This window comes from Enterobacter cloacae complex sp. ECC445 (assembly GCF_021892025.1).
In the GTDB taxonomy this organism is placed as follows: domain Bacteria; phylum Pseudomonadota; class Gammaproteobacteria; order Enterobacterales; family Enterobacteriaceae; genus Enterobacter; species Enterobacter chengduensis.
This window is the reverse complement of record NZ_JAKLRZ010000013.1, coordinates 62,813-75,389: the sequence shown is the minus strand read 5'-3', so window position 1 is coordinate 75,389 and position 12,577 is coordinate 62,813. Positions and strand designations below refer to the sequence as shown.

Annotated in this window: 11 protein-coding genes; 5 read left to right on the top strand and 6 right to left on the bottom strand. The window is 58.1% G+C overall.

What is annotated here, in order from left to right; all coding sequences use genetic code 11:
- Nucleotides 1-32 precede the first annotated feature (32 nt).
- From nsrR to rlmB, 3 genes are all read left to right on the top strand, one after another.
- A complete protein-coding gene (gene nsrR / locus L6R44_RS12805) occupies nt 33-458 on the top strand; it encodes a nitric oxide-sensing transcriptional repressor NsrR (protein WP_023310139.1) in 426 nt (141 codons plus the stop codon).
- Between the two features lie 38 nt (nt 459-496).
- On the top strand, nt 497-2,941 hold the full coding sequence (gene rnr, locus L6R44_RS12800; RefSeq protein WP_237424441.1) for a ribonuclease R: 2,445 nt from the start codon (nt 497-499) through the stop codon (nt 2,939-2,941).
- Between the two features lie 65 nt (nt 2,942-3,006).
- Nucleotides 3,007-3,741 carry a 23S rRNA (guanosine(2251)-2'-O)-methyltransferase RlmB gene (rlmB, locus tag L6R44_RS12795; RefSeq protein WP_032643810.1) on the top strand — a complete coding sequence of 245 codons (735 nt, stop codon included), beginning with the start codon at nt 3,007-3,009 and terminating at the stop codon, nt 3,739-3,741.
- Between the two features lie 90 nt (nt 3,742-3,831).
- On the opposite strand, the gene L6R44_RS12790 is transcribed toward rlmB, so the two are convergent.
- Nucleotides 3,832-5,106, bottom strand: a complete 1,275-nt coding sequence (locus L6R44_RS12790; protein WP_237424440.1) for an MFS transporter — start codon at nt 5,104-5,106, stop codon at nt 3,832-3,834.
- Nucleotides 5,107-5,299: 193 nt separating this feature from the next.
- On the opposite strand from L6R44_RS12790, the gene L6R44_RS12785 reads away from it, so the two are divergent.
- Nucleotides 5,300-6,922, top strand: coding sequence for an isovaleryl-CoA dehydrogenase (locus tag L6R44_RS12785; RefSeq protein ID WP_237424439.1), 1,623 nt, complete (start codon nt 5,300-5,302; stop codon nt 6,920-6,922).
- Here the strand turns inward: L6R44_RS12785 and L6R44_RS12780 are convergent.
- From L6R44_RS12780 to bsmA, 3 genes are all read right to left on the bottom strand, one after another.
- A complete protein-coding gene (locus L6R44_RS12780; protein WP_237424438.1) occupies nt 6,919-8,850 on the bottom strand; it encodes a methyl-accepting chemotaxis protein in 1,932 nt (643 codons plus the stop codon). The two genes, L6R44_RS12785 and L6R44_RS12780, sit on opposite strands and share 4 nt — an antisense overlap.
- A 172-nt stretch (nt 8,851-9,022) precedes the next feature.
- On the bottom strand, nt 9,023-9,310 hold the full coding sequence (yjfN, locus tag L6R44_RS12775; protein ID WP_032643815.1) for a DUF1471 family protease activator YjfN: 288 nt from the start codon (nt 9,308-9,310) through the stop codon (nt 9,023-9,025).
- A gap of 136 nt (nt 9,311-9,446) precedes the next feature.
- Nucleotides 9,447-9,776, bottom strand: a complete 330-nt coding sequence (gene bsmA, locus L6R44_RS12770; protein WP_025758271.1) for a biofilm peroxide resistance protein BsmA — start codon at nt 9,774-9,776, stop codon at nt 9,447-9,449.
- A 137-nt stretch (nt 9,777-9,913) separates the two neighbouring features.
- Between bsmA and yjfP the strand changes: the two genes are divergently transcribed.
- Nucleotides 9,914-10,636: an esterase gene (gene yjfP, locus L6R44_RS12765; protein WP_237424437.1), complete on the top strand. Its 723-nt coding sequence runs from the start codon at nt 9,914-9,916 to the stop codon at nt 10,634-10,636.
- On the opposite strand, the gene ulaR is transcribed toward yjfP, so the two are convergent.
- Together ulaR and ulaG are read right to left on the bottom strand one after the other, a co-directional pair.
- Complete coding sequence (gene ulaR / locus L6R44_RS12760) at nt 10,633-11,388, bottom strand: HTH-type transcriptional regulator UlaR (RefSeq protein WP_032643819.1); 756 nt, start codon at nt 11,386-11,388, stop codon at nt 10,633-10,635. The two genes, yjfP and ulaR, sit on opposite strands and share 4 nt — an antisense overlap.
- A 110-nt stretch (nt 11,389-11,498) precedes the next feature.
- Nucleotides 11,499-12,563, bottom strand: a complete 1,065-nt coding sequence (gene ulaG / locus L6R44_RS12755) for an L-ascorbate 6-phosphate lactonase (protein WP_237424436.1) — start codon at nt 12,561-12,563, stop codon at nt 11,499-11,501.
- Nucleotides 12,564-12,577 lie beyond the last annotated feature (14 nt).

The following is a 12,577-nucleotide window of genomic DNA, read 5'->3' as shown; positions in this document are numbered from 1 at the left end:
TGACCGCGTTTTCCCTTTTTCCTGAGGTTGATGTGCAGTTAACAAGTTTCACCGATTACGGCTTACGTGCGCTGATTTACATGGCGTCGTTACCTGATGGGAAGATGACCAGCATCTCTGAAGTCACAGAGGTCTACGGCGTATCCCGTAATCATATGGTCAAAATAATCAATCAACTTAGTCGTGCCGGATACGTTGCTGCCGTCCGCGGGAAGAATGGTGGGATCCGTCTCGGTAAACCGGCGCAGAGTATTCGTGTTGGCGATGTGGTACGTGAACTGGAGCCGCTGTCTCTGGTGAACTGCAGCAGCGAGTTCTGCCACATTACGCCCGCTTGCCGCCTGAAAAAGGCGCTTTCAAAGGCCGTGCAAAGTTTTCTCATGGAGCTGGATAACTACACGCTGGCCGATTTGGTTGAAGAGAATCAACCGCTTTATAAATTATTGCTGGTGGAATGAAGAAAATTTCCACCGGAGCTGACAACGGAGGAACCGACATGTCACATGATCCTTTCCAGGAACGCGAAGCCGAAAAATACGCGAATCCTATTCCCAGCCGCGAGTTCATCATTGAACACTTAACAAAACGCGAAAAACCCGCCAATCGTGAAGAACTTGCCGTTGAATTAAACATTCAGGGTGAAGAGCAAATTGAAGCCCTTCGCCGCCGCCTGCGCGCGATGGAGCGTGACGGGCAGCTGGTCTTTACCCGCCGCCAGTGCTACGCGCTGCCAGAACGCCTCGATCTGCTGAAAGGGACCGTTATTGGTCACCGCGATGGCTTCGGCTTCCTGCGCGTGGAAGGCCGTAAAGACGATCTCTACCTCTCATCTGAACAGATGAAAATGTGCATCCACGGCGACCAGATCCTGGCGCAGCCGCTGGGCGCTGACCGTAAAGGCCGCCGCGAAGCGCGCGTGGTCCGCGTGCTGGTGCCAAAAACCAGCCAGATTGTTGGCCGCTATTTTACCGACGCGGGCGTGGGCTTTGTGGTGCCGGACGACAGCCGTTTGAGCTTCGACATCCTGATTCCGCCTGAAGAGGTAATGGGCGCGCGCATGGGTTTTGTGGTGGTGGTGGAACTCACCCAGCGCCCAACCCGCCGCACCAAAGCGGTCGGTAAAATCGTGGAAGTCTTAGGCGATAACATGGGCACCGGCATGGCCGTTGATATGGCGCTGCGCACCCACGAGATTCCGTACATCTGGCCGAAAGCGGTTGAAGAGCAGATCGAAAGCCTGCGCGAAGAAGTGCCGGAAGAGTCTAAAGCGGGCCGCGTGGATCTGCGCTCCCTGCCGCTGGTCACGATCGACGGTGAAGATGCTCGCGACTTCGATGACGCCGTTTACTGCGAGAAAAAACGCGGTGGCGGCTGGCGTCTGTGGGTAGCGATTGCAGACGTCAGCTACTATGTTCGTCCGCACACTCCGCTGGATAACGAAGCCCGCAGCCGCGGTACCTCGGTCTACTTCCCGTCGCAGGTTGTGCCGATGCTGCCGGAAGTGCTGTCTAACGGCCTGTGCTCCCTGAACCCGCAGGTTGACCGCCTCTGTATGGTTTGCGAGATGACCATCTCCAACAAAGGGCGCTTAACCGGATACAAATTCTACGAAGCGGTGATGAGCTCGCACGCGCGTCTGACCTACACCAAGGTCTGGCATATGCTGCAGGGCGACCAGGATCTGCGCGAACAGTACGCGCCGCTGGTCAAACACATCGAAGAACTGCATAACCTCTACAAAACGCTGGATCAGGCGCGTGAAGAGCGCGGCGGGATCTCGTTTGAGAGCGAAGAAGCGAAATTCATTTTCAACGCAGAACGCCGCATCGAGCGTATCGAGCAGACCCAGCGTAACGATGCGCACAAGCTGATCGAAGAGTGTATGATCCTGGCGAACATCTCGGCGGCACGTTTCGTTGAGAAAGCCAAAGAGCCTGCGCTGTTCCGTATTCACGATAAACCGTCGACGGAAGCCATCACCGCGTTCCGCTCCGTGCTGGCTGAACTGGGTCTGGAGCTGCCTGGCGGCAACAAGCCGGAGCCGCGCGATTACGCCGAGCTGCTGGAGTCCATTAGCGATCGTCCTGACGCAGAAATGCTGCAGACGATGCTGCTGCGCTCTATGAAGCAGGCGATTTACGATCCGGAAAACCGGGGACACTTCGGCCTCGCGCTGCAGTCTTACGCCCACTTTACGTCGCCGATTCGTCGTTATCCTGACCTCTCGCTGCACCGTGCGATCAAGTATCTGCTGGCGCAGGAGCAGGGCCATAAAGGGAACACGACCGAAACCGGTGGCTACCACTATTCGATGGAAGAGATGCTGCAGCTGGGTCAGCACTGCTCCATGACCGAACGCCGTGCCGATGAAGCCACGCGCGACGTGGCGGACTGGCTGAAGTGTGACTTTATGCTGGACCAGGTGGGTAACGTCTTCAAAGGCGTGATTGCCAGCGTGACCGGCTTTGGCTTCTTCGTGCGTCTGGACGAACTGTTCATCGACGGTCTGGTGCACGTCTCCAGCCTGGATAACGATTATTACCGCTTCGATCAGGTTGGCCAGCGCCTGATTGGCGAATCGGGCGGCCAGACCTATCGTCTGGGCGACCGTGTCGAAGTGAAGGTCGAAGCCGTGAATATGGACGACCGTAAAATCGACTTCAGCCTGATCTCCAGCGAGCGTGCGCCGCGCAACGTCGGTAAAACCGAGCGTGAACGGGCGAAAAAAGGCGGAAACGGTAAGCCGGGCGGCGGTAAACGTCGTCAGGCTGGCAAGAAGGTGAACTTCGAGCCGGACAGCGCGTTCCGCGGCGAGAAGAAACAGAAGCCGAAGGCGGCGAAGAAAGAAGCCCGTTCAGCGAAGAAACCTTCCGCGAAGACGCAGAAAATAGCGGCCGCCACCAAAGCGAAGCGCGCGGCGAAGAAAAAGCAGGCGGAGTAATTTTCCCCTCACCTTGACCCTCTCCCCAGTGGGGAGAGGGGTAATATTTATTACGAGAACCATCAATGAGTGAAATGATTTACGGCATCCACGCGGTGCAGGCCCTTCTCGAGCGCGCACCGGAGCGTTTTCAGGAAGTCTTTATTCTGAAAGGGCGTGAAGATAAGCGTCTGATGCCGCTGATCCACGCGCTGGAAGCGCAGGGCGTGGTGATCCAGCTGGCAAACCGCCAGTTCCTGGATGAGAAAAGCGACGGAGCGGTGCACCAGGGCATTATTGCCCGCGTGAAGCCGGGGCGTCAGTATCAGGAAAACGATCTGCCGGATCTGATCGCTGAACTGGAGAATCCGTTCTTCCTGATCCTCGACGGCGTTACCGATCCGCACAACCTCGGCGCGTGCCTGCGCAGCGCCGATGCGGCGGGCGTGCACGCGGTGATCGTGCCGAAAGATCGCTCTGCGCAGCTCAACGCCACGGCGAAAAAAGTGGCCTGCGGCGCGGCGGAAAACGTACCGCTGATCCGCGTGACCAACCTGGCGCGCACCATGCGTCTGCTGCAGGAAGAGAACATCTGGATCGTCGGTACCGCCGGTGAAGCGGATCATACCCTGTACCAGAGCAAAATGACCGGCCGTCTGGCGCTGGTGATGGGTGCGGAAGGCGAAGGCATGCGCCGTCTGACGCGCGAGCACTGCGACGAGCTGATTAGCATCCCGATGGCGGGCAGCGTGTCGTCCCTGAACGTGTCTGTTGCAACGGGCATCTGCCTGTTTGAAGCGGTGCGTCAGCGGGGAGAATAAACAGCAAGGCCGTCCACAGGACGGCCTTTAGTGTTTTCTCCCTCTCCCCGTGGGAGAGGGCCGGGGTGAGGGCACCAGACGGTGATAACCTCACTCCTCCAGCGACCGCAAATGGTCATCCTTCCTCAGCGTCATCAGCGCGAAAATACTCACCACTGCCGTCGCCATCACGTAATACGCCGGAATATCCAGGTTACCCGTCTGCTTAATCAGCCCGGTAATGATTAACCCCGCACAGCCCGAAAAAATCGCGTTCGACAACGAGTAGGCCAACCCCAGCCCGGTATAGCGCACGCGCGTCGGGAACATCTCAGAGAGCATCGCCGGGCCCGGCCCCGCCAGCATGCCCACCAGGCCACCCGCAATGAGCACCACTATTGCCTTGACCGCCAGCGTGCTTGACTCCGCCTGCAAAATTTTGAGCAGCGGCAGGGCGAGGATCAGCAGCAGCGCGGTGGCGATAATCATCACCATGCGGCGCCCGATCCGGTCGCTCAGGAGCCCCGAAGGAATGATGGTGAGTGCAAAACCAATATTCGAAATCACCGCAATCAGCAGGGCCTGGTTAAACCCGGTGTGCAGCGCCGACTGCAGATAGGTCGGCATAATCACCAGGTAGGTGTACCCCGCCGCAGACCAGACCATCACGCGCCCAATCCCCATCACGATGGCCCGGAGCGTGGCGGCCGTATCCGCCTGTGCGACAGCCGGTTTATCCTGCTGCTGCACAAAGCTGGGCGTCTCTTCCATACTCACGCGCAGCCACAGCGCAACGACGCCCATGGGCAGCGCCAGGAAGAAAGGAATGCGCCAGCCCCAGTCGTGCAGGGCCTCAGGCGTGAGGAGGACAGAGAGCAGCGCCACGATGCCCGCCCCCGCTAGCAGCCCCAGCGCCACGGTGAAGGACTGCCACGCACCATAAAGCCCGCGTTTGCCGCGCGGGGCGAACTCCGTCATCAGCGAGACCGCGCCGCCGTATTCGCCGCCCGCGAACAGCCCCTGCAGGATGCGCAGCAGCGTGATAATGAGCGGCGCGGCAATCCCGATGCTGGCGTAGACCGGCACCATGCCGATGGCGGCGGTCGCGAGCGTCATCAGCACCAGCACAACGATCAGCGTCGGCTTACGGCCTATCCGGTCGCCGATGCGGCCAAATACCACCGCACCCAGGGGACGGAAGAAGAAGGCGATGGCAAACGAGGCGTAGGTGAGGATCAGGCTGGTGAGCCCCGCTTCCCCTTCAAGCTGGAAGAAGTTCTTCGCAATCACGGTCGCCAGAAAACCGTAGACCGCAAACTCATACCACTCGATAAAGTTACCAATGGAGCCTGCAATTAATGCTCGCTTGTGCGCTTCCGGTTGCATAACGATCCTCACTGACAGGGGTAAGAATAAATTATTCAACAAAAGCGAAGTCATGAAATAGTTTATTCTTATGTTCTGTGAGCTATTTCACGAATGATATCAGCGGGATCGTGAACGTGTGACTCCCCTCCCATGCAGCGCGCGCGCGGTCTGTCCATACTTATCGTCATTGCCACTGAAGGAGGGAGACAGCATGCACTGGCAGACCCATACCGTTTTCAATCAACCCGCGCCGCTTTCCAACAGCAACCTTTACCTCTCTGACTGCGCCCTGCGTGACGCGGTTTCCCGCGAGGGTGCCGAGTGGGATGTTGATCTGCTCGCCAGCATCGGGCAGCAGTTAGGTACCGCGGAGTCGCTGGAGCTGGGCAGGCTGGCGAACGTCAATCCGCCGGAGCTGCTGCGCTATGACGCCACCGGGGAGCGGCTGGATGACGTCCGCTTTCACCCGGCATGGCACCTGCTGATGCAGGGGCTGTGTGCTAACCGCGTGCATAACCTGGCGTGGGAAGAGGAGGCGCGTAAAGGGTCGTTTGTCGCGCGGGCTGCACGCTTTGCGCTTCATGCTCAGGTAGAGGCGGGAACGCTTTGCCCGGTCACCATGACGTTTGCCGCAACGCCGCTGCTGCTGCAGGCGCTCCCCAAACCCTTTCACAACTGGCTGACGCCGCTGCTCAGCGATCGCTACGATCCCCATCTGTCCCCCGGTGCGCAAAAGCGAGGCCTGCTGATCGGCATGGGGATGACGGAAAAGCAGGGCGGCTCGGACGTGCTGAGCAACACTACCAGAGCGGAAAAATGTAGCGACGGCAGCTACCGGCTGGTTGGGCATAAATGGTTTTTCTCCGTCCCGCAAAGCGATGCGCACCTGGTGCTGGCCCAGGCTAAGGGCGGACTGTCCTGCTTTTTTGTGCCGCGCTTTTTGCCTGACGGGCAGCGTAACGCCGTCCGGCTGGAGCGCCTGAAGGACAAGCTCGGGAACCGCTCCAACGCCAGCAGCGAGGTGGAGTTTCTTGATGCCGCCGGCTGGCTGCTGGGGGAAGAAGGCGAAGGGGTACGGCAGATCCTCAAAATGGGCGGACTGACGCGCTTTGACTGCGCGCTGGGCAGCCACGGGCTGATGCGTCGGGCGCTGTCCGTGGCGCTGTACCATGCCCATCAGCGCCAGACCTTCGGTAAAAATCTCATCGATCAGCCGCTCATGCGCGAAGTGCTAAGCCGGATGGCGCTGGTGCTGGAAGGGCAAACGGCGCTGCTGTTCCGCCTGGCCCGGGCGTGGGATAAGCGTGCGGATCCGCATGAGGCCGCCTGGGCGCGGCTGTTTACCCCGACTGCGAAATTTAGCGTGTGCAAAGCGGGCATTCCGTTTGTGGCAGAAGCGATGGAGGTGCTCGGGGGCGCAGGGTATTGCGAGGAGAGTGAACTTCCTCGCCTGTATCGCGAGATGCCGGTGAACAGTATCTGGGAGGGATCCGGCAACATCATGTGCCTGGACGTGCTGCGCGTGCTGGCGAAGCAGCAAGGCATTCACGACCTGCTTGCCGATGAGTTTGCGCAGGTGAAAGGGCAGGACAGACACTTCGACCGCAGCTGGCGACAGCTTCAGCAAAAATTGCGTAAGCCGCAGGAGGCGCAGGGGCGGGAGATCGCGCAGCAGCTTTTCTTGCTCGGTACCGGAAGCCAGATGCTGCGGCACGCATCGCCTCCGGTGGCGCAGGCGTGGTGCCGCATGATGCTGGACACCCGTGGCGGGACGCTGATGAGCGCGCAGGTGCAAAACGACCTGCTGCTGCGCGCCACGGGCAGAGTCGGCTAGCCTTTTAACTGGAACAGGCTTACCAGCTGAGTCAGGTGTGAGCCCTTCTCGCGCAGCGTTTGAGCGGTTTGTTCGCTGCGCGAGATGCGATCGGCATTGATATGCGACGCTTCGCCAATATGGGTCATGGCGAGATTCACCTGGCCGATCCCGGCCGACTGCTCGCGTGAGGCATGGTTAATCTCGGTGACCAGCTGGCTGATGTTATCGATATGAATGATGATGTCATCCATCGCCAGGCGCGTCTGTTCAGACAGCGCATGACCTTCACTCACTTTTCTGAGCGTATCGCCAATCAGCTGTTCAATCTCCTTCACCGCATTCGCGCTGCGTCCCGCCAGGGCGCGAACTTCCTGCGCCACGACCGCAAAACCTTTTCCGTGCTCGCCCGCGCGGGCCGCTTCCACTGCCGCATTCAGCGCCAGAATATTGGTCTGGAACGCGATGGACTCGATCACGCGCGTGATGTCTTCGATGCGTTTTGACGCTTCGCGAATGTCGTCCATGGTCGACACCGCGTGGGTGACCGTCTCACCGCCCTGATGAACCGCGAGCGAGGTTTCACCCACCAGCTGCTGGGTTTGCTCCATATTGGCGGCATTTTGCTGCACGGTGGCAGCCAGCTGCTCCATGCTGGCGGACGTCTCTTCCACGCTGCTGGCCTGCTTGTTGATCTGTTCTGAAATCTCGCCGGTGTCGGCGGCCAGCGCGTTGGTGCCCAAATGGATCTCGCCCGCGGCCTCGCGGACCTGCAGGACAATTTGCTGAAGGCCGCCGCCGATGCCGTTAATGGCGTCGATCAGCTGGCCGACTTCGTCCTGGCGCGTTACCGGCAGGCTGGAACGAAGATCCCCTGCGGCATATTGCCGGGCAAGGTGGATCACGCTGCGCAGCGGCCGGGTCAGCACGCGGCGTATCAGGACCACGAACAGGCCAGCAAACAGGATAGATAAGACCACGCCGGCCAGCAGGAAACGATCGCGCATGGCGGTAACGCTTGAGAGCAGCACTGACTTGTCCACTTCGCCGACGATAGTCCAGTTCCAGCCCGGCAGCGGCGTATAGGCCATTTTCAGCGTGCGCCCGTCGTCGCTTACGCGTTCCAGGGTGCCGGGTTTGTCGCCCAGTAGCTGTTGCTGCGTCGCGCCGTCCCACTTCGGCAGTTTGCCCTCTTCGCTGGCATGGAACAGGTATTGCCCGCGCGTTTTGCCGCTGCTGCGATCCAGTACGAAGAAGTGGCCGCTCTCGCCCAGGCGGCGGTTGAGGATTTTCTCGCGCATGACGTTCCAGGAGTGGGTGATGTCCACCCCGACAAATACGATCGCAATGACCTGTCCTTCGGCGTTTTTCACGGGCTGGTACTGGGTGATGTAGCGCTTGCCAAACAGCAGCGCCAGGCCACGGTAGACTTCACCTTTGCTGACGGCCGCAAAGGCCGGGCTGGCGGTATCCAGAACGGTACCCATGGCGCGGTCGCCGTTCTCTTTGCGCAGGGAGGTGGCAACGCGAATAAAGTCGTTACCGCTGCGAACAAACAGCGTGGAGATTGCTCCCGTACGATTCAGGAAGTCATCAGAAAAAGTCGTGTTTTCATGCAGTTCAGTGTCTCCGCCTTTCAGCAGCGGAACGGTGAGCCCGTTTATGGTCCGGGTTTGCTGCGTATCGACGCTAAACGGCTGGGGCAGAAATGTCGTAAACAGCCGGGTATAGCTCTCGACTTCCTCGCTCAGGCTGGTATTAAACATCTGCACCATATCAACCATGCCGGTGGACTGATTGTGCAGGTCTTCGACCGCAAGGGCTTCAAGCTGCTGGCTGGCTTTTTGGCTGAGCAGGAAAGTGAACAGCAGAAACAGCGTGGCGACGCTGACGCCCGTCAGCAGCGACAGCTTTGTCCCGAGGCCCGCACGGCGGAAAAAATTGATCATAAATTGCTCATCATTGAAAAGGTATGGTTCTTCAACGGCAGGGCGGGGATTACGTTTACTGAATTAATGTAACAAAAAGTTATCTTATTGTTATTAATTAGTTTTTAATAAGATAAAAAATTTGCAAAAGCGAAAAGCCACTAAAAATAAGTGGCTTTTATCAGGAGGATTATTACACGTAGAGAATGGCCTGTACCCGCCAGTGGTCGATATGGTTATCTTCCTGCATCTGGATGATGCGATACCATGAAGCACCCTGCTCGTCGGCTTTTAATGCCACGAGGCGTTCAACGTCTTGCGGGCTCCCCGAGATATTATTCACGGAGATCTGGCCAATTTCATTCAGGCCAGTCACGCAGTCAGCGCTGGCGAATTCTGCCGACTGCGCGGTGGTGGTCACCAGGCCTGCTGAGAGCAGCAGAGAGGTCAAAGCAAGAGTTCGTTTCATCGTCAGCTCCATTTCACATATCTCCGGTATCCGCCGGGCAATCCTTCGCGAATAAACTCCCTTCCATTGACGCGGGCATGGAGTTTATTGTGGACAGGAAAATGTCTATGGACGCAAAGCAGTGTAAATCTCGTTCAAAGGAAAACCATTATTTACGGTACAAAATGGCCTGCGAATACCACTGTCCCGTGATGATGGTTTCGTCGATCATAATGATGACGTAGTAATCTGCTTTGGCGGCGACGGCCTGTGCTTTTATTGCCTCTTCTGCGTCATCCGGGGAACCGCGAACCAGCGCGGAGACGGTGCCCATTCGTTGTAATCCTTCCGTCTGATTACGACGAATCTCCTGTGGATGATCGGCGACCGGTGGAGCGGGTTGCGGCGTTCCCTGCAGCGCGCTACAGCCACTGAGCAGAAACACCAGCAATAAAGCAGCAAACCTGCGCATAACCATATCTCGTTTCCTGATAGCCATAGTGTAGTTGGCTGTGAATTTAGTTTTGGGGGAATGTTCCCGAAGTGTTATCTGGGACGTATATTTCGAATGAAAATGACGTGAAAGCGTAACCCAGTTCTCAACATTATGAATCATACATTCGTACAGGGTCGACAATGATTGAAATTGAAATACGCCACCTCGGCGACCATGAAATTTTACACGCCATACCCGCGGGTAAACGCGATAAACCGCTGCCGGTTGTGGTTTTTTATCATGGGTTTACCTCATCGAAGCTGGTTTACAGTTATTTTGCGGTCGCGCTGGCGCAGGCGGGTTTTCGCGTGGTGATGCCCGATGCGCCGGACCACGGCGGGCGCTTTATGGGTAATGAACAGGCGCGCCTTGGGCAGTTCTGGCAGATTCTGCACGGGAGCATGACCGAGTTTGCCGGGCTGCGCGATGCGCTTTATGAGGCGGGGCTGGTGGCCGACAATCGTCTGGCGATTGCCGGGGCATCGATGGGCGGTATGACGGCGCTGGGGATCATGACGCATCACCCTGAAGTGACGTCGGTCGCCTGTCTGATGGGCTCGGGCTACTTTACGTCGCTGGCGCAGACGCTTTTCCCGCCGCAGGATTTAACGGAAATCACCGCGATGCTGGCAGAGTGGGACGTGTCCCGGGCATTGCCGCGCGTGGCCGACCGCCCGCTGCTGCTGTGGCACGGTGACGCGGATGATGTGGTTCCGCCGGAGGGAACCTTTCGCCTGCAGCAGGCGCTAATGAATGAAGGCCTGGACGGTAATCTGACCTGTCTGTGGGAGCCGGGCGTTCGCCACCGCATCACGCCAACGGCGCTGGACGCCACGGTAGCGTTTTTCCGCCAGCACCTTTAAACGCGCAGGACCTTCACGCCCTGATCTTCCAGCTTCTGGAGGATCTCAGGGTTGGCCCCTTTGCCGGTGATCACCATGTCGATCTGTTCGGCACGGCTGAATAACATCCCTGCGCGCTCGCCCACTTTGCTGCTGTCGACCAGCACAACGAGCTTGCCCACGACGTTGAGCATGTTTTGCTCCGCCATCGCCGTCAGCATATCGGTTTTATACAGGCCGTCCGCCGTCAGGCCTTTGCCGCTGGTAAACATCCAGTGCCCGGCGTAGAGGCTGTTTTCGCTGTCCTGCGGGCTAAGAGTGATGGACTGGCTTTTGTTGTACTGACCGCCCATGATCACGACGCTTTCATGCTCCTGATCGATCAGATAGTTGGCCAGCGGCAGGTAGTTGGTGATGATCTGCACCGGCTTGCCGCACATTTCACGGCCCAGCAGAAAGGCGGTAGAGCCGCAGTTAATGACCACGCTCTCGCCGGGATTCACCAGCTGCGACGCGGCTCTGGCGATCCGCACTTTTTCATCATGATTCTGCGCCTGATGAATATTCATCGGCGTCCAGCGGGGGCGCTGCTGGCTAATCGCTTCCGCGCCGTTGCGGACCTTTTTCAGCTTGCCGCTTTCATCCAGCTTGTTGATGTCCCGCCGCGCGGTGGCGGGGGAGATCCCTAAACGTTCGATCGCTTTCTCGACGGTGATAAACCCGGTTTGCGCCAGGAGTTCGAGGAGAATTTGATGCCGTTGCGCTTCCGTCATGAGCTATTCCGATAAGAATTGATTTAAAAAGATGATATTTGAAATAGCGTGAAATTACTAAAAGAAATATGGCATCGCCAGACATCACGTCTGGCGATGTGGCTGCTCAATCAGAGGAAGGACTTGAACGGCAGGTCTGGCTCAATGGTGAAGCAATCGTCGAAACCGCGTGGATAGTGATATTCCATATTATCTTTGTCCAGTGGCCAGGTGAACTTGCCGCCGACCTGCCAGATAAACGGCTTGAAGCCGTACTTCAGGCGGTCTTTTTTCATCTCCCACAGCACGCGGATCTCCTGCGGATCGGCCTGGAAGTTTGACCAGATGTCGTGGTGGAACGGAATCACGACCTTGGTGTTCAGCGCTTCTGCCATACGCAGCATATCGGCGCTGGTCATCTTGTCGGTAATGCCGCGCGGGTTCTCGCCATACGAGCCGAGCGCTACGTCGATCTGGTGTTCGTTACCGTGCTTCGCATAGTAGTTCGAGTAGTGGGAGTCACCGCTGTGGTACAGGGAACCGCCAGGGGTTTTAAACAGGTAGTTCACCGCGCGCTCGTCCATGCCGTCCGGCAGCACGCCTGCGGCCTTCCGATCGGCCGGAAGCGTAATCAGCGCGGTACGGTCAAAGGCATCCAGCGCGTGGATTTCAATGTCTTTGATTTTCACTACGTCGCCCGGTTTCATGACGATGCAGCGCTCTTTTGGCACACCCCAGCCAATCCAGAGATCCACGCAGGTCTGCGGCCCGATAAACGGCACGTCGTCCGCGCAGTTTTGCATCACCGCTGCCGCCACGTTCACGTCGATGTGATCGTTGTGATCGTGGGTAGAGAGCACGGCGTCGATCTGGCGAATGGCAAACGGATCGAGCACAAACGGCGTGGTACGCAGGTTCGGCTGCAGTTTTTCCACGCCCGCCATGCGCTGCATCTGGTGGCCTTTTTTCATCAGCGGGTTGCCGTGGCTCTGCTTGCCGGTGCCGCACCAGAAATCGACGCAGATATTGGCACCGCCCTCAGATTTCAGCCAGATACCGGTACAGCCGAGCCACCACATTGCAAACGTGCCAGGAGCAACCTGTTCCTGCTCGATCTCTTCATTCAGCCAGCTGCCCCACTCCGGGAAGGTGCTCAGAATCCATGATTCACGGGTGATGGTGTTCACTTTACTCATCGTTTTGACTCCTG